General features: G+C 63.2%; 14 protein-coding genes. 4 read left to right on the top strand and 10 right to left on the bottom strand.

The window, feature by feature from the left end:
• Nucleotides 1-160: 160 nt before the first annotated feature.
• The 4 genes from RHIBR816_RS0122830 to RHIBR816_RS0122815 all read right to left on the bottom strand — a co-directional run bounded on the left by RHIBR816_RS0122830 (nt 161) and on the right by RHIBR816_RS0122815 (nt 3,726).
• The gene (locus tag RHIBR816_RS0122830; protein ID WP_018238920.1) at nt 161-1,144 is read right to left on the bottom strand and encodes a bifunctional riboflavin kinase/FAD synthetase; all 984 of its coding nucleotides are present in this window, start codon (nt 1,142-1,144) and stop codon (nt 161-163) included.
• 13 nt (nt 1,145-1,157) lie between these two features.
• Nucleotides 1,158-2,006, bottom strand: a complete 849-nt coding sequence (locus tag RHIBR816_RS0122825) for a TIGR01459 family HAD-type hydrolase (RefSeq protein ID WP_018238919.1) — start codon at nt 2,004-2,006, stop codon at nt 1,158-1,160.
• 120 nt (nt 2,007-2,126) lie between these two features.
• Nucleotides 2,127-2,957, bottom strand: a complete 831-nt coding sequence (locus RHIBR816_RS34555) for a chromate transporter (protein WP_018238918.1) — start codon at nt 2,955-2,957, stop codon at nt 2,127-2,129.
• Nucleotides 2,899-3,726: a sulfurtransferase/chromate resistance protein gene (locus tag RHIBR816_RS0122815; protein ID WP_026187332.1), complete on the bottom strand. Its 828-nt coding sequence runs from the start codon at nt 3,724-3,726 to the stop codon at nt 2,899-2,901. Before RHIBR816_RS0122815 ends, RHIBR816_RS34555 begins: the two co-directional genes overlap by 59 nt.
• A 265-nt stretch (nt 3,727-3,991) precedes the next feature.
• Between RHIBR816_RS0122815 and groES the strand changes: the two genes are divergently transcribed.
• Together groES and groL are read left to right on the top strand one after the other, a co-directional pair.
• Entirely contained in the window at nt 3,992-4,288 is a 297-nt protein-coding gene (gene groES / locus RHIBR816_RS0122810) for a co-chaperone GroES (RefSeq protein WP_012706990.1), read from the top strand.
• A 74-nt stretch (nt 4,289-4,362) separates the two neighbouring features.
• Nucleotides 4,363-6,000 carry a chaperonin GroEL gene (groL, locus tag RHIBR816_RS0122805; protein ID WP_018238916.1) on the top strand — a complete coding sequence of 546 codons (1,638 nt, stop codon included), beginning with the start codon at nt 4,363-4,365 and terminating at the stop codon, nt 5,998-6,000.
• Nucleotides 6,001-6,621: 621 nt separating this feature from the next.
• Here the strand turns inward: groL and RHIBR816_RS0122800 are convergent.
• From RHIBR816_RS0122800 to hisS, 6 genes are all read right to left on the bottom strand, one after another.
• On the bottom strand, nt 6,622-9,414 hold the full coding sequence (locus RHIBR816_RS0122800) for an EAL domain-containing protein (RefSeq protein WP_018238915.1): 2,793 nt from the start codon (nt 9,412-9,414) through the stop codon (nt 6,622-6,624).
• Nucleotides 9,415-9,590: 176 nt separating this feature from the next.
• Nucleotides 9,591-10,808, bottom strand: a complete 1,218-nt coding sequence (locus RHIBR816_RS0122795; RefSeq protein WP_026187331.1) for an NAD(P)/FAD-dependent oxidoreductase — start codon at nt 10,806-10,808, stop codon at nt 9,591-9,593.
• 139 nt (nt 10,809-10,947) lie between these two features.
• On the bottom strand, nt 10,948-11,655 hold the full coding sequence (locus RHIBR816_RS0122790; protein WP_018238913.1) for a glutathione binding-like protein: 708 nt from the start codon (nt 11,653-11,655) through the stop codon (nt 10,948-10,950).
• A 107-nt stretch (nt 11,656-11,762) separates the two neighbouring features.
• The gene (hisG, locus tag RHIBR816_RS0122785) at nt 11,763-12,458 is read right to left on the bottom strand and encodes an ATP phosphoribosyltransferase (protein WP_018238912.1); all 696 of its coding nucleotides are present in this window, start codon (nt 12,456-12,458) and stop codon (nt 11,763-11,765) included.
• Nucleotides 12,455-13,597 (bottom strand): ATP phosphoribosyltransferase regulatory subunit, encoded by a 1,143-nt coding sequence (locus RHIBR816_RS0122780; RefSeq protein ID WP_018238911.1) that lies wholly within the window; start codon nt 13,595-13,597, stop codon nt 12,455-12,457. Before RHIBR816_RS0122780 ends, hisG begins: the two co-directional genes overlap by 4 nt.
• Entirely contained in the window at nt 13,597-15,120 is a 1,524-nt protein-coding gene (gene hisS, locus RHIBR816_RS0122775; RefSeq protein WP_018238910.1) for a histidine--tRNA ligase, read from the bottom strand. Before hisS ends, RHIBR816_RS0122780 begins: the two co-directional genes overlap by 1 nt.
• Before the next feature lie 235 nt (nt 15,121-15,355).
• On the opposite strand from hisS, the gene RHIBR816_RS0122770 reads away from it, so the two are divergent.
• Both RHIBR816_RS0122770 and RHIBR816_RS37635 read left to right on the top strand, forming a co-directional pair.
• Complete coding sequence (locus tag RHIBR816_RS0122770) at nt 15,356-15,784, top strand: hypothetical protein (RefSeq protein WP_018238909.1); 429 nt, start codon at nt 15,356-15,358, stop codon at nt 15,782-15,784.
• A 31-nt stretch (nt 15,785-15,815) separates the two neighbouring features.
• Entirely contained in the window at nt 15,816-16,253 is a 438-nt protein-coding gene (locus RHIBR816_RS37635) for a hypothetical protein (protein WP_157628227.1), read from the top strand.
• Nucleotides 16,254-16,271: the final 18 nt, after the last annotated feature.

Raw genomic sequence — 16,271 nt, 5'->3', positions numbered from 1 at the left:
CACGGAAAGCCGGGCCAATAATTCGCTGATCGATGGTCAATCGACGGTGCCTGATCATAGTGGCCGGTTGTTTAAGGCGTTTTCGGCCTTTTGAAAAGGTCCGCGAGCACAGCATGGCTCGATTCTTTGGCCGAGAAGCAAGCGTACTTCCGTGCCGACCTCAGACAAAGTTGATCATGCGGTCGATGTCGCTCAAGGGCTGCACGCCGGAAAGAAGGGCACGCGCCTCCCTCTCGTCCTCCTTCATCTGCACCATCAACGGCTCGAGCCCGTCGAATTTCAGCTCGTCGCGCAGATGGCCGAAGAAGGAGACGGCGCAGACCTCGCCATAGAGGTCGCCGGAGAAGTCGAAGACGAAGGTCTCCAGCAGCGCTTCGCCGTCGCTGTCGACCGTCGGACGGCGGCCGAAGCTTGCGACGCCGTCATGAAGGGAACCGTCGGCGCGACGGAAGCGCACCGCATAGATGCCGTTCCTGAGTTCGACCTCCGGCGGCAAGCGCATGTTCGCGGTCGGATAGCCGAGCGTGCGTCCGAGCTTCTTACCGCCGATCACCTCGGCTTCGACCGTATAGCGATAGCCGAGCAGGCCGGCCGCGTGCGAGACGTCACCCTCGGCCAACAAGGAACGGATGAAGCTCGAGGAGATCACCGAGGCGTTCTCGTCGCGAAAAGCGTCGACCAGCGTCACGCCGAAACCCTCCTTGGCACCGGCTGCCATCAGGAAGGCCGGGCCGCCTTCGCGTCCCTTGCCGAAGTGGAAATCGAAGCCAGTGACGACGTGCGACGCGTGCAGCCATTCGCGCAGGATGCGATGGATGAAATCGGAGGCCGAAAGCTCGGAAAAGGTCCGGTCGAAGGGGTATTCGATTACGGCGCCGAAACCCATTCCCTCGAGGATGCGCGCCTTCAGCGGTGCCGGGGTCAGGCGGAACACGGGCTGGTCGGGCCTGAAAACGGTACGCGGATGCGGTTCGAAGGTGAGCACGAGGGCCGGAACGCCGCGGCCCTTTGCTTCATCAAGCGCACGGTTCAGCACCGACTGATGGCCCCGGTGGACTCCGTCGAAATTGCCGATCGCGATCACGCCGCCGCGCAGGCGTTCGGGAAGCGGATCACGGGTTTCGTTGCGATGAAAAACCGTCATGGCCGTCGTCCTGTCAGGCGAGCCGGGGCATCCAGCACTTCGGCGTCGCCCCTTCCTTTTTCAGGAAGGCGGCAAGCTTCGCCTCGTCGGTGCGGCTTTCATGCATGTATTCCTGCGCGTGGATGCCCGCACTGATATAGAGGAGATCGAAGCCCGCGTCCTGCGCCCCCTTCACATCGGTCGGCATGCCGTCCCCCACGGCGATGACCCGCGCCAGATCGAAGGCACCTCTCACTGCCTTCGCTTCCCCCAGCGCGGCGCGGTAGATGGCCTTGTAGGGCTTGCCGGCAATGCGCGCGTCGCCGCCGAGTTCCTCGTAGAGCTTGGCAATGGCGCCTGCACAAGGGATCAGCCGATGGCCGCGTTCCACGACAAGATCGGGATTGGCACAGATGAACGGTATTTTCCGCTTGGCGAGCGCCGTCAGCGTGGCGCGGTAGTGTTCGGGCGTTTCGGTCTCGTCGTCGTAAAAACCGGCACAAACGATCGTCTCGGCCTCTTCCGCCGAAACGATCTCGGTGCCCAATCCTTCGAGCAAAGGCAGGTCGCGATCGGCGCCGATAAAGAATATCCTCTTCTCGGCGGAAGCGATCAGTGCCCGCGTGACGTCGCCGGAGGTGACGATCCGATCATAGGCCTCGTCGGGAACGCCGAGGCCGCGGATCTGCACCTTGACGCTCGGATGCGGGCGCGGCGAATTGGTGATGAGGACGACCGTCACGCCGCGGGCGCGCGCCTCGGCAAGCGCCTCGCAGGCGGAGGCAAAAGCCTGAACGCCATTGTGAAGCACGCCCCAGACGTCGCAAAGCACCACGTCGTATCGGCCGGCGATTTCCCGAAAACTGTTGATCCTGACGGCCATCCTGGCTTCCTGCAAACTCGGCTTCCCGGCTGACATCGCAAGGAAGGGCCAAGAATACAAGCCTCGCCCGCAGAAAAACGCCGCACTTCCCACGATTCGGCACCGGCGGGCGCAGCGAAATCAGACAAGCATCAGCAGCCAGCCGGCGGCCGCACAGATTGCCAGCGTCTGGAAAATGCCGCGCTTCCACCACAGAAGCGAAGCCGCCGCCAACAGAGTCAGGAACAGCGCAGCCGGCTGGAGCGTCGCCGGGTCCGGATAGGGCAGTGAGAGGGGGCCGCTCTCCAACCGTTCGACGCGGCCAAAAAGGACGTGAAGGCCGAACCAGACGGCGAGGTTGAGGATGACGCCCGCGACCGCCGCCGAGATCGCCGACAGAGCGCCGGAGAGCGCGGCGTTGGCGCGCAGCCGCTCGACATAGGGCGCGCCGAGAAAGATCCAGAGGAAGCACGGAACGAATGTGACCCAGGTCGCAAGCGTCGCGCCGAGCACACCAGACGTCAGCGCATCGACACCGACCGGCGCCCTATGCGCTCCCATGAAGCCGACAAAGGCGAGCACGAGCACCAGCGGTCCCGGCGTCGTCTCCGCCAGCGCCAGTCCATCGACCATCTCGCCCGGCTGCAGCCAATGATAGGTCTCGACCGCCTGCTGTGCCACATAGGCAAGAACCGCATAGGCGCCGCCGAAGGTGACGACCGCCATCTGCGAGAAGAAGACGCCGATGTCGGTGTAGACGTTCGGACCGCCGAAGACAGCCGCGATCAGGAGGAAGGGGGCGAGCCAAAGAGCCCCCCAAACGGCAACGACCGCCGCCGCCCTCCCCCAGGTCGGCTTGCGATCGGGGTAGTCCGCTCCGATGACGGAGGGGCGATCGCCGATGTCTGGTCGATCACGTCCGCTTCCCCTTGCCGCCGTGCGATACCCAATCGTGCTTCTCCTCTCTCGCATCGCGCGCCCAGCGGTAGAGGGCGTCATAAAGGGTCATCCCCGCCTCGAGCTGTTCGAGGTCGTCGGCATACATGCGGGATAGACCAAGCGATACGGCGAGAAGACCGGCCGCCTGCGGCTCGAGATCGTGCCTGTCGGTATCGGCACCGCGGACGATGCGGGCGACATGCTCCAAGGCAGGGAAGGAAAGGCAGAATTCCTTGACCATCGTGTCGAACGTGCAGTCGTCGCCGCGGTGGCTCCAAAACACGCCTTCGATGTCGAACGGCGTTGCGCCGAAACGCTCGCCGACCGCTTCGACCTCGGCCGGCGCCACGTAGAGGAACCGGGCGCGCGGATCGACGAAGCGGCGGATCAGCCATGGGCAGGCGATACGGTCGATCTTCGGCCGGGAGCGCGTCACCCACACTGTGCCGCCCGAGGGATCGGCATTCGGCAAGCTCGCCATCGGCACGAGAGGCAGATCCCCCTCGCGCCAAGCTTCGAGACCGCCTTCCAGTATTTCCGCAGACGCACCGGCGTGCCGAAGCCATGCGGCAACGCCTTCGCTGAGTTTGCCGCCGTGCTTGCAGAGCACGACGACCCACTGGTCCTTGTATGCGTCCGCCCATTCGGGCGTATCGGCATGGGACCGGTGGAACGACGACGGCACGAGAAAAGGATCGGCGGCGAAATCGTCGTCATCGCGGACATCGATGAGGACGGGGGCTTTCGGAGTGCCGACGAGCCGGGCAAGTTTTTCGGGAGAGATGGAGTTGAACGAGGCCATGATACGACGTCCTTGATAGCTGTTGGACGCGAATTCCAGCATGACGCCTCGTGGGGCATTCGCTTACCCCATCGACACATGAAACAAAAAACCGCTTTTCATGTCAACGTTCGCGGCCGGCAAAAAAATCTCGAAGTCGATCCTTGACTCGTTCGGTAGCCAGCCTTATCTCGGCGGCGCTAGCACTCTTCAGACATGAGTGCTAAACACCCATCCACCGGGTCGATGAACGATCCGCAATGTCATTTGATCGAGGGATTAGACAATGGCAAGCACCAACTTCCGTCCGCTGCACGACCGCGTTGTCGTCCGCCGCGTCGAGTCTGAAGAAAAGACCAAGGGCGGCATCATCATTCCGGACACCGCGAAGGAAAAGCCGCAAGAAGGCGAAATCGTGGCTGTCGGTTCGGGTGCCCGTGACGAAAGCGGCAAGGTTGTTCCGCTCGACGTCAAGGCTGGTGACCGCGTCCTGTTCGGCAAGTGGTCCGGCACCGAAGTCAAGATCAACGGCGAAGACCTTCTGATCATGAAGGAAGCCGACATCATGGGCATCATCGGCTGATCGGCCGGCAACCCGACCTTCCGTAATTTGAAACCGGGCCCGTCCCGGAACTTCGAAACCAGGAGCTTTCAAAAATGGCAGCTAAAGAAGTCAAGTTCGGCCGCAGCGCGCGTGAAAAGATGCTGCGCGGCGTCGACATCCTCGCCGACGCAGTCAAGGTAACGCTCGGCCCGAAGGGTCGTAACGTCGTTATCGACAAGTCCTTCGGCGCTCCGCGCATCACCAAGGACGGCGTTTCGGTCGCCAAGGAAATCGAACTCGAAGACAAGTTCGAGAACATGGGCGCCCAGATGGTCCGCGAAGTCGCTTCGAAGACCAACGACATCGCCGGTGACGGCACGACGACGGCAACCGTCCTCGCCCAGGCCATCGTTCGCGAAGGCGCCAAGGCCGTTGCTGCCGGCATGAACCCGATGGACCTGAAGCGCGGCATCGACCTCGCCGTTGCCGAAGTCGTCAAGGACCTGCTCGCCAAGGCGAAGAAGATCAACACCTCGGACGAAGTCGCCCAGGTCGGCACGATCTCGGCTAACGGCGAGAAGCAGATCGGCCTCGACATCGCCGAAGCGATGCAGAAGGTCGGCAACGAAGGCGTCATCACGGTTGAAGAAGCCAAGACCGCCGAGACCGAGCTCGAAGTCGTCGAAGGCATGCAGTTCGACCGCGGCTACCTCTCGCCCTACTTCGTCACCAACCCGGAAAAGATGGTCGCCGACCTCGAAGACGCTTTCATTCTCCTGCACGAGAAGAAGGTTTCGAACCTCCAGGCCATGCTCCCGGTTCTCGAAGCCGTCGTCCAGACCGGCAAGCCGCTCCTGATCATCGCTGAAGACGTCGAAGGCGAAGCTCTTGCAACCCTCGTCGTCAACAAGCTGCGTGGTGGTCTGAAGATCGCTGCCGTCAAGGCTCCGGGCTTCGGCGACCGCCGCAAGGCCATGCTCGAAGACATCGCCATCCTGACGGGCGGCACGGTGATCTCCGAAGACCTCGGCATCAAGCTCGAAAACGTCACGCTCGACATGCTCGGCCGTGCGAAGAAGGTGTCGATCTCCAAGGAAAACACCACGATCGTCGACGGCGCCGGCCAGAAGGCCGACATCGAAGGCCGCGTTGGCCAGATCAAGGCGCAGATCGAAGAAACCACTTCGGACTACGACCGCGAGAAGCTGCAGGAACGCCTTGCCAAGCTCGCTGGCGGCGTCGCCGTCATCCGCGTCGGCGGTGCGACGGAAGTTGAAGTGAAGGAAAAGAAGGACCGCATCGACGACGCGCTCAACGCGACGCGCGCTGCCGTTCAGGAAGGCATCGTACCGGGCGGCGGCGTCGCCCTGCTGCGCTCCTCCGTCAAGATCACCGCCAAGGGCGAGAACGACGACCAGGACGCTGGCGTCAACATCGTTCGCCGCGCTCTGCAGGCTCCGGCCCGCCAGATCGTGGAAAACGCTGGTGACGAAGCCTCGATCGTTGTCGGCAAGATCCTCGAGAAGAACACCGACGACTTCGGCTACAACGCCCAGACCGGCGAATATGGCGACATGATCGCCATGGGCATCATCGACCCGGTCAAGGTCGTTCGCACCGCGCTCCAGGACGCAGCTTCGGTTGCTTCGCTGCTGATCACCACCGAAGCCATGATCGCCGAGCTGCCGAAGAAGGACGCTCCGGCAATGCCGGGCGGCATGGGCGGAATGGGCGGCATGGACATGATGTGATAAGGCGACAGCCTTAGCACAGGTGATCCATCCGGATCGGAAGGGCGGCTCTTCGAGCCGCCCTTTTGCTATTCGCGATTTCCGCCGACGATTACGTCAAGCTACTGCATGTCTCCTTAAATCGACCTCGATTTAAGGACAAAGACACGCAGCAATTCAAAGTGCTACAGCGACCTTTGCGCGTCTGATAAGACGCGCGGCGCTGTAGTCGCCCCTCCAGGCGCTTTCGCGCACTGGTCGGGCGATCTCCCACCGGGCCTTCACGCTCGTCCGCAAGCCGGCGCCTTCATGCCCAGCGCCGAGTGGCTTGCATCAGAGCAGGGCCCTCTGCTGGAATCGTTGCTGCGGTCGGAGATACCCCCCTCTGCCCTGCCGGGCATCTCCCCCACAAGGGGGAGATCGGCAAGTGGCAATGTCCCGCCCATCAAATATCCGTACATGGACTTAGCAGGTGCCTTGATTTCGGCATACACATGCTGGAGCGGGGCAGATCGGCGCTTTCCAGCCAATCTCCCTCCTTGTGGGGGAGATGCCTGGCAGGGCAGAGGGGGGTATCACACCCGCTCTCCCGATTTCCCATTCCAATCTGATCGGATGCCGCTACCAGGCCTTCCGAGCGCCTCAGGCGGCTTCGGTCCTGACACCGACCACCGAACCGATCGGCGCCGGCCGCCCGAGAAGATAGCCCTGCGCCTCGTCGCAGCCTTCCGCATGGAGAATGTCGAGTTGCTTCTGCGTTTCCACCCCTTCGGCGAGCACTGGCACTTGCAGGCTGTGGCCGAGGGCAAGGATGGCGCGGATGATGGCCTTTGCCTGGGGGCTGCCTTCGACTTCCGACATAAAGCTCTTGTCGAGCTTGATCTTGTCGAAGGGGAATGAACGCAGCGTTTCAAGCGAGGAATAGCCCGTGCCGAAATCGTCGATGGCGATCGTCACGCCAAGCGCCTTGATGTCGCGAAGCGTCATCAGGGCGCGTTCCTTGTCGTCGATGATCGTCGACTCGGTAATTTCCAGTTCGAGCCGCTTCGGGTCGAGCCCGGTCTCGACGAGAACGGTGCGGACGAGGCTGACTACGTCGCCATTCGCCAGTTGCACCGGCGACAGGTTGACGGCGATCTTGTACTCAGCGTCCCAGCCGGCCGCCTCGCGGCAGGCTTCGCGCAGCACCCATTCGCCGATCGGCAAGATGGCGCCGCATTCTTCGGCAAGCGGAATGAACTCGTTCGGCGGGACCATGCCGCGTTCCGGATGATTCCAGCGCAGCAGGACTTCGTAGCCGATCACGTCCGATGTCGTCACCGATTTCTGGACCTGGTAGTGCAGCGCCAGCTGGTTCTTCTCCACCGCCTCCCAAAGATCGTTTGCGAGCGCCCTGCGGCCCCGCGCAGCCTCGTCCATCGAGACCTCGTAGAAGCAGATCGACTGATTGAGTGCCGCCTTGGCGCGATACATGGCGAGGTCGGCGTTGTTGATCAACGTATCGGCGGTCTCAGCGTCCTGCGGATAGATTGCCACACCCATGCTGCCGCCGGATTTCAGCTCGAAATCGCCGAAGCGCATCTCTTCCTGCAGGCATTTCTCGATCCGTCGCACGAAATCGTTGAGCTCGGACAGGTCCTCGAAGCGCTTCACCGCAGCGAATTCGTCGCCGCCGAAGCGGGCGACGAATTCGCCTTCCTGAAGGCGCTCCTTCATCCGCTGAGCGATCGTGACGAGCACGAAGTCGCCGGCAGCATGACCGTGCAAATCATTGATTTCCTTGAACTTGTCCAGATCGATCCCGACGACTGCCACCTTGCGCGAGAACCATTGAGCCGCATCGAGCTCCTCATCCAGGTGACTGTTGAACTGCAGCCGGTTGGGCAGACCCGTGAGGCTGTCATGGCGGGCGAGGAAGGAAATCTGCTCCTCGGAGTCGAGCCGCTCGGTAATATCCTCGTAGGTGGAAACCCAGCCGCCATCGGGAAGGGTGCGGTGCTTGGCGAGGATCGAGCGACCGTTCGACAATTTCTCGACCAGGTCTCCGCCGCCCTTCGCGACGATGTCCAGCCTGTGTCTCTGATAGGCTTCTGTTGCCTTCGCCTGAGCGACCGCCGGGTCCGGATAGCTGCGGGCAAATGCCCGATCAAGGACTTCGCGAAACGTGAAGCCCTTGCCTGCCATGGAGTCCGGAAGATCGAATATCTCGAGGCAGCGACGGTTCGAAATCAGCAGGCGGTCGGCATGATCGAAGAGACATATGCCCTGGCTCATATTCTCGAGCGCGATATCGAGATTCTTGCTTACCTCGGCGATACGATCGGCATCCTCCTTCTGCTTGGTGATGTCCTTGGCGATCTTGATGAAGCCGGCGTGCCCGCCGTCCTCGCCGATGATCGGATCGATGACCACATGCGCCCAGAAGCGGGTGCCATCCTTCCGGTAGCGCCAGCCCTCGGTTTCATACTTCCCGGCGTCAAGAGCGATGCGCAGGGCGCGCGCCGGCAGGTTTGCCGCCTGATCCCTGGGCGAATAGAAGCAGGCAAAGTTCTTGCCGATGATATCCTCGGCCACGTATCCCTTGTTGGCCTCGGCGCCGGCATTCCAGCTCGCCACACGGCCGTCGACATCGAGCATGTAGATGGCATAGTCCTTGACGCTGCGCACGAAGCGGGAAAACTCCTTCTCCGAGGCCGCGGCGAGGATTTCGGCCTGGCGCGCGAAGCCGGCAGCAATCAGCACGGCGGATAGAAGAAAGAAGGCCGTGCCGGCGAGGACGAAGGCGAAAAGATGCGGCTGGATCATGCCTTCCCGCGTCCCGGCCGCGAACTCGACTTCGATCGTCACCGCACCCATCGCCGTGAAGTGCAGCACGACGATGCCGAGCGTCATCGCCAATGTTGCGACGAACTGGGCTTTCGGCGCGTGACCGCCTCGATTGATCGCATAGATCGCCACCATGTCGAAGAGCACCCCGGCCACGACCGACGCGACGACCAGCGTCGAATCCCAGCGTATGAAACCAGGCAGTTCCAGTGCGGCCATTCCGATGAAGTGCATGCAGCCCACTCCGGCGCCCAGCACCAAACCACCGAGCAGCCATGCGGGACGGCCCTTCGCATAGGTGGCGATTGTCAGGGCCGAGGTCGTCAGCAGGATCGCGACGATCAGCGACAAGGTGGTAAGGCGTGGCTGATAGCCGAGCACGACACCGGCGTCATAGGCGAGCATGGCGATGAAATGGGTCGCCCAGATGCCGAAGCCGCTGGCGATGCCCGCCGCTCCCAGCCAGATCGCCCGGGGCCTGCCTTTGGAAAGATGGGCGCGTTGAAGCAGCGTCACGGCACCATAGCTCGACAGGGCACAAATTACCGCTGCCAACGCCACCAGCCGCAGATCGTGTTCCACGACGAGGCACGAGAGAATCTTGAACATCGCAGGTCGCCCAAATAAACGCACAGCCCCGCACGCGCTTGTCCCACGTCGGGCGCTATCTGTTCGCTTTGCTCTCTTTAAGGAAGGATGAAAAATGGGCGAGCCCGGCGCCAATTCAACCAGACAGTGTTAACGAATTCTCGCGTAGCCGGAGCCGCCGGGGCGGCGGCCCGCCGCTATGCCAGCAACGACTTGAGGTCGATCTGCGGATCGGCCAGGAGCGCAGGATCGGGCGTCACGCCCGCTTCGAGCAGCTTCTTGCCGGTCACATAGGCCTTGGCGTCGTTGATGGCGTCGACGGCGATCAGCTTGCCCTGGCGGAAGTACCAGATCGAGACGCTGCCCTCGCGCTGGCCGGGGCGGACCAGGGTTTCGTCGTGGCCAAGCCCGAAACCGGCGATCTGCAGCTTGACGTCATACTGGTCCGACCAGAACCAGGGCTTGGGGTCATAGGGCGCGGAACCGCCGGCGAGAATGGCGGCGACCGCTTCCGCCTGGTCCACGGCGTTCTGGACGGATTCGAGACGGACGCGCATGTCCTGCCAGGGGAGCACCGCGCAGTCGCCGATCGCAAAGATCGCCGGATCGGATGTCCGGCCGTGGCTGTCGACCAGGATGCCGTTGGCAGTTTCGAGGCCCGCATCATGCGCCAGGGCATCGTTTGCCGCCACGCCGATGCCGACGATGACGACGTCGACCGGGATGACCGAGCCATCGGAGAGTTCCGCCGCGGTCACCTTTCCGTCTTCGCCGATCAACCGATGAAGGCCCATCCGCTCGCGGACATCGACCCCATGCGAGCGGTGGATCTCGCGGACGATCGCGGAGGTCGCGGCGGACGCCACACGCTGCAGGATACGGTCCGCCATCTCGATCACGGTGACGTCCAGCCCACAAGTGCGGGCAACTGCCGCCGCCTCCAGGCCGATATAGCCGCCGCCGACCACCAAGGCCCGCCGCTCCGGCTTCATCTCCTCGGCAAGCCGGTCCGCATCCTTGAAATCGCGCACCACATAGACGCCTGCGAGGTCGCCGCCGATCGCCGCCGGTAGCCGGCGCGGCGTGGCGCCCGTTGTGAAAGCCAGCGTGTCGTAGGCAAGCTTCGAGCCGTCGTCGAGCGTGACTTCTCTTGCGTGACGGTCCACCCGGGTGACGGTTGTCGACAGGCGAATCTCGATCCCGTGTTCCACATACCACGGCTCCGGCCGATAGAGCAGCCGGTCGAGCGTCATTTCGCGAAGCAGGTATTTCTTGGAGAGCGGCGGGCGCTGATAGGGAAGGCTCGCCTCGGCAGCGAGGATGGTGATCGGGCGAGCGTCCTGCAATGCACGGAGCTTGGCAACGAGAGCGAAGGCCGCCTGGCCGCCACCGATAACAACAAGTCTTCCCGACACGTTTCCCACCCGTTTGGACAGCCGATTCCAAAGCCGAGAGCAGGTGCGGGCGGAAAACCGCACACATATTGCCTCGTTCTGCCGCCTATCCGTAGCCTCCCGTCCCGAGTTTCGTCAACTCGGGACGGGACGGCCAGGATCATTCCTTGCGCGGGATTTCGATGCCCTTCTGCGCGGCCGGGCGTGCCAGACCGCGCTCGACCCAGGCCATCACGTTCGGGAAGCTCTTGTAGTCGAGCACTTCGGCACCGCCATAGAACTTGCGTGCGCCTTCGACCCAGGGATAGGTGGCGATGTCGGCAATGGTGTACTGGTCGCCCATCAGCCACTGCCGGCCTTCCAGCCGCGCTTCGAGAACGCCGAGCAGACGCTTTGCCTCGTCGCGGTAGCGTTCCACCGGGTAGGAGTTGTTGGCGACCTTTTCTGCCGCAAATTTGAAGAAATGGCCGAACTGGCCGAGCATCGGCCCGACGCCGCCCATCTGGAACATCACCCAGCACAGCGTCTCATAGCGGCCGGCCGGATCGGCCGGAATGAGCTTGCCGGTCTTTTCCGCGAGGTAGACGAGGATCGCACCGGATTCGAAGAGGCCGATCGGTTTGCCGTCCGGCCCGTTCGGATCGATGATGGCCGGGATGCGGCCGTTCGGGTTGAGCGAGACGAATTCGGGCGACTTCTGCTCGTTCGCATCGAAGGCGATGCGGTGCGCCTCATAGGGCAATCCGAGTTCTTCCAAAGCGATCGAGATCTTCACGCCATTCGGCGTCGGCAGCGAATAGAGCTGGATAATGTCTGGATTCTTCGCCGGCCAGCGGCTCGTGATCGGGAAAGAGGAAAGATCAGCCATAGGATGCCTCGAGGTGAATGGTGGGATGATGGGTGTTCGCCGTCCCTACATAGGTCGCCACGGTTGCATTTGTCAGTCCCGGAGCGAAATTCCGATCTTGCGACGGTTCAGAGGGCCGAGCGCACGGATGAAATGATGCGATCGATGGCCGGATTGCCTTCATGGGCCGCCTTGCGGGCCCGGACGAGGCAGGCTTCGGAGCGCAGGATCACACCGTCCGAGAGGATCTTCAGATGGTTCGCCTTCAAGGTGGAGCCGGTCGAGGTGATATCGACGATGATGTCGGCCGAGCCGGAGGCCGGCGCACCCTCGGTCGCGCCCAGGCTTTCGACAATGCGATAGAGCTGGATGCCGTGGCTGCCGGAGAAGAACTGCTGCGTCAGCCGCCAGTATTTGGTGGCGATCGCGAGCCGGCGGCCATGGCGGGCGCGGAAATCGGCCGCGACATCGCCGAGATCGGCCATGGTATCGACGTCGTACCAGACTTCCGGCACCGCGACGACGACATCTGCATGGCCGAAGCCGAGCCGGGCGGCGAATTCGACGCGCGCATCGGCGTCGGCAATGCCTTCGCGCACCAGGTCCTCGCCGGTCACGCCGAAATCGAAGGCGCCGCTGCCGACCTCGCGGGAGATTTCGGAAGCCGACAGGAAGGCGACTTCGACATCGTCCCAGCCCTCGACGCGTCCGCGATAGGAGCGGTCGTTGCCGACCGCGACGATCTTCAAGCCGGCGCGCTCGAAGATGGCCGAGGCATCGTCCTTCATCCGGCCCTTGGACGGCAGCGCAATGGTAATCGTCATTCCGCGCCCCCTGCGGCAGCGATGGCCCGTTCGATCCGGTCGAGCCAGAGAGAAAAACCGACCGCCGGAATATGCTCGCGGGCGCCGAGCAAAGTCAGCAGACGATCGAAGCGGCCGCCACCGGCAAGCACCGCCGGCGCTCCCTCGGCTTCGATCTCGAAGACGAGGCCGGTATAGTAGTCGAGCGGACGGCCGAAGGCGGCGCGGTAGCGGATGAGACTGGGATCGGCGCCCGCCTTGGCAAGCGCCGCGACCCGCGCGTCGAAGAGCGATAATGCGCCGTCGATCTTCAGTTTCGACTTCCTGGCGAATGCATGGAGCGCCGCCGGAGCCTCGGCGAGCGGCACGTCGAAGGCGAGGAACTCGCGCATGACGGCGAGTGCCGCCTTGTCGAGCCGCGTCGTCGCAAGCTCCATCTTCTCCTTCAGGCGGCGGGCGATGTCGCGCGGCGAACGGCTGGCATTGGTGGAATAGCCGGTTGCCTCCATCGTCTCGGCGAGATGGGCGACGAGCCGCTGCTCATCATCGAGGATGCCCATGATGGCGAGCCGCTCTACTTCGGGACCGAAGACACCGGGGGACTTGGGGTCGGCAAGCTCGCCCAGGAGCTTCTGCAATTGTTTCGGGTCGCCGAAGGCATGGATCAAGCGTTTTTGCCAGCCGCCCGGCAACCCGCAGGCGGCAATGACCGCCTCGAAGACGGACTGGTCACCGAGCGTCACCTTCAGCCGCCTACCCCGCAGCCGGTTGGCAAGCACCAGCATTGCGTCGCCGATCGCCCGCGCGTCGGCAGAGGCCGTATCGGTGTCGCCGAGGTCCTCTATGCCCGCCTGGTAGAATTCGCTTGACCCCTCGCGGCGCTGCCGGAACACCTCGCCGAGATAGGCGTAGCGCTGCGGCGTGCCGGTTGCGGTCTCGATATGGCGAAGACAGACCGGAATGGTGAACTCCGGGCGCAGGCAGAGGCTCTCGCCGGTCTCGCTTTCCGTCATGAAGATCCGCCGGCGCAGGTCTTCTCCGGCCATGTCCAGAAAGGGCTCGGCCGGCTGGATGACCGGCGTGTCGACGCGCAGCGTCTTCAACCGCTCGAAATCGGCAAGCAGGTCGCCGGCAAAGGCCGGAAGGTTGATCAGCGGCATCAGCCTGCCCTTTTCCGGTCCTCGGCCTGTTCTGCCAGAATCTCGCAGACCTTTGCGACGAGCTCACTCTCCGAGACGGAGACCTGGGCGACACGCGCCTCGCGCCAGGCGACATTGTCCTCGATCTCGCCCGAAAGCCGCTTGCCCTCGATCAGGTCCTTGATCTGAACGACGCCCGACGCGCGTTCGTCGCCGCCCTGGATGATGGCGATCGGCGAGCCGCGGCGGTCGGCATATTTGAGCTGGTCGCCGAAATTCTTCTTGTTGCCCTGGTACATTTCGGCGCGGATGCCGGAATGGCGCAATTGCTGCACGAAGCGCTGGTAGCGGCCCATGCTGTCGAGGTCGCGGTCCATAACGCAGACGACGACCGGCGCAACCACCTCTTCAACACCCAGCTTGCCGAGATTCTTTAACGCCGTCATCAGCCGCGACACGCCGATCGAGAAGCCCGTTGCCGGCACCGGCTGGCCCATGAAGCGCGAGACGAGACCGTCATAGCGGCCACCGCCGCCGACCGAGCCGAACACGACCTTCTCGCCCTTCTCGTTGGTGACGGCAAACTGCAGCTCGGCCTCGAAAACCGGACCGGTGTAATATTCGAGGCCGCGGACGACCGACGGGTCGATCTTGATGCGATCTGCGTCATAGCCGGCGCTGAGGACGAGACTGCGGATCGTGTTCAGTTCCTGGACGCCCTCCGCACCACGCGCCGTACCGGCGACGAGCTCGGCGAGTTCATCGGCGCTCTTCGCATAGTCGGTGATGCCGACGAAGAAGAGGATCCTGCGGATCTGCTCCACGTCGAGCCCGGCACCCTTGGTGAAGTCGCCGCTCTCGTCCTTGCGCCCCTCGCCGAGAAGCAGGCGCACGCCTTCGGGGCCGAACTTGTCGAGCTTGTCGATGGCACGCAGGACGGCGAGCCGCGCGTTCGCCTGGTCGTCGCCACCGAGACCGATCGCCTCCAGCACGCCATCCAGGACCTTGCGGTTGTTGACGCGGATCACATAGTCGCCGCGCGCAATCCCGAGCGCCTCCATCGTGTCCGCCATCATCATGCACATCTCGGCATCGGCCTGGACGCCGGCGGCACCGACAGTATCGGCATCGAACTGCATGAATTGGCGGAAGCGGCCCGGCCCCGGCTTTTCGTTGCGGAACACATAACCGGCGCGATAGGTGCGATAGGGTAGCTGGATCTCGTTGAAATTCTCCGCCACGTGCCTTGCAAGCGGCGCCGTCAGGTCGTAGCGCAGGCTCATCCATTGCTCGTCGTCGTCCGTCAGCGAGAAGACGCCTTCGTTCGGGCGATCGCTGTCGGGAAGGAACTTGCCAAGCGCATCCGTATATTCGAACAGCGGCGTTTCCACGGGGTCGAAACCGTAGCGCTCATAGACCTCGCGGATCTTCATGATCATCTCGTCGACGGCGCGGATATCGTCGGCCGAACGGTCGACAAAGCCGCGCGGCAGGCGCGCCTTGAGCTTCTGCGGTTTCTTGGGTTTGTCGTTCATGGAAGGCATTCCGGGCTTCAAGCTAGGTCGGGGCCTTCCCTACCGGATCGCGTCAAGGGCGGCAAGGGCAGCGGTCGACAAAGGACTACCGGCCGGACATCCGAAAGGGGTACGGAACCTGGCTGCGCGGAAAAGCGTTCCGGCTTGATGGCTGGCGATAACAAAGCGATGATTGTAAATCGTTATCGGTACGCTTATAAGTTAAGCCGATCGAGACGAGGGCTTCAACGGAGACTTTGGCAAAATGCTGACTGTCATGACGCCCGGGGCGGCAGCGATAAGACCGCTGAATCCGGAAACCCACGGAGCCTGGACCCGCATGCTCGCGAAGGCGGGCTACATGATCGACCCATGGCGCTGTGACGTCGACAGCGGCGCCTTCATGGTCGGCCTGCGGACCCTTTCGCTCCTTGGGCTTAGGCAGAATCCCTGCGGCATCATCGACCTCGTGCGCGCCTGTGACCAGGAAGATCGGGCGACGATCCTGGGCATCCTGGAGCAGGCGACCGCAACGTCCTCGTCCTTCTGTTTTTCTGCGATGGTCCGCCGGCCTCGCGGGATCTCATACCAACTTTGCTGCATCGGAAATTCAACGCTCAGCGAGCACGGCGCGGGAGGCTCCCTGCAGGGCGTCTTCGCGGTTCCCCGGAGTGGAGCGGCGCTGCCGGCTTGATGCAGGGCGATCACGACTTGGCGATCTCCTGGTGCCGCCTCTTCTTATTCCAGATCGGGTAGCCTATCTTGCCGGCATGCTTCGCTGGCTCGCCATCATCCTGCTGCTTCTGTCCGCCCCGCTTGGCGGAGCCCTTCCCGCGATCGCCTGGGCGCATGATCTTGCGGCGGCGACGGTGAGTGCGCATCGTCACGACGCAGCGGCCTCAGGTAGAATGCAGCACGCCTCCGCTGATCATGGCAGCCATTGTGTGCAGCAGGCCCATTGTCCGAGTTCGGCAAAACCAGGACACCCTGCGCTCTGCTCGGCCTGTGTCGCGATCCAGGCGGCGCCCCTTGGGCTCACGCGATCCGTGGGGCTTTCGATACGGCTCTCGCCGCAACAACAAGCGGCGCTGCCCGACCAGGCTGTCGAACCCCAGTCCCCACCGCCCAAACCCAACCTGTCCATCGAAAGCTGGCGCATCTGAGCGGACGCGACGAGCTTC

This window comes from Ensifer sp. BR816, from assembly GCF_000378985.1.
Classification (GTDB): domain Bacteria; phylum Pseudomonadota; class Alphaproteobacteria; order Rhizobiales; family Rhizobiaceae; genus Sinorhizobium.
The sequence above is the reverse complement of the archived record's forward strand: the minus strand, read 5'-3'. Positions and strand labels throughout refer to the sequence as shown.

What these genes read in the sequence shown, in the direction of transcription:
- RHIBR816_RS34555 (WP_018238918.1), bottom strand. Translation starts at nt 2,957, where the DNA reads ATGCGAGAGAGGAGAAGCACGATTGGGTATCGCACGGCGGCAAGGGGA.
- groES (WP_012706990.1), top strand. Translation starts at nt 3,992, where the DNA reads ATGGCAAGCACCAACTTCCGTCCGCTGCACGACCGCGTTGTCGTCCGC.
- hisS (WP_018238910.1), bottom strand. Translation starts at nt 15,120, where the DNA reads ATGCCTTCCATGAACGACAAACCCAAGAAACCGCAGAAGCTCAAGGCG.
- hisG (WP_018238912.1), bottom strand. Translation starts at nt 12,458, where the DNA reads ATGACGATTACCATTGCGCTGCCGTCCAAGGGCCGGATGAAGGACGAT.
- RHIBR816_RS0122800 (WP_018238915.1), bottom strand. Translation starts at nt 9,414, where the DNA reads ATGTTCAAGATTCTCTCGTGCCTCGTCGTGGAACACGATCTGCGGCTG.
- RHIBR816_RS0122825 (WP_018238919.1), bottom strand. Translation starts at nt 2,006, where the DNA reads ATGGCCGTCAGGATCAACAGTTTTCGGGAAATCGCCGGCCGATACGAC.
- RHIBR816_RS0122780 (WP_018238911.1), bottom strand. Translation starts at nt 13,597, where the DNA reads ATGCCGCTGATCAACCTTCCGGCCTTTGCCGGCGACCTGCTTGCCGAT.
- RHIBR816_RS0122830 (WP_018238920.1), bottom strand. Translation starts at nt 1,144, where the DNA reads ATGACGGTTTTTCATCGCAACGAAACCCGTGATCCGCTTCCCGAACGC.
- RHIBR816_RS0122790 (WP_018238913.1), bottom strand. Translation starts at nt 11,655, where the DNA reads ATGGCTGATCTTTCCTCTTTCCCGATCACGAGCCGCTGGCCGGCGAAG.
- RHIBR816_RS0122770 (WP_018238909.1), top strand. Translation starts at nt 15,356, where the DNA reads ATGCTGACTGTCATGACGCCCGGGGCGGCAGCGATAAGACCGCTGAAT.
- RHIBR816_RS0122815 (WP_026187332.1), bottom strand. Translation starts at nt 3,726, where the DNA reads ATGGCCTCGTTCAACTCCATCTCTCCCGAAAAACTTGCCCGGCTCGTC.
- groL (WP_018238916.1), top strand. Translation starts at nt 4,363, where the DNA reads ATGGCAGCTAAAGAAGTCAAGTTCGGCCGCAGCGCGCGTGAAAAGATG.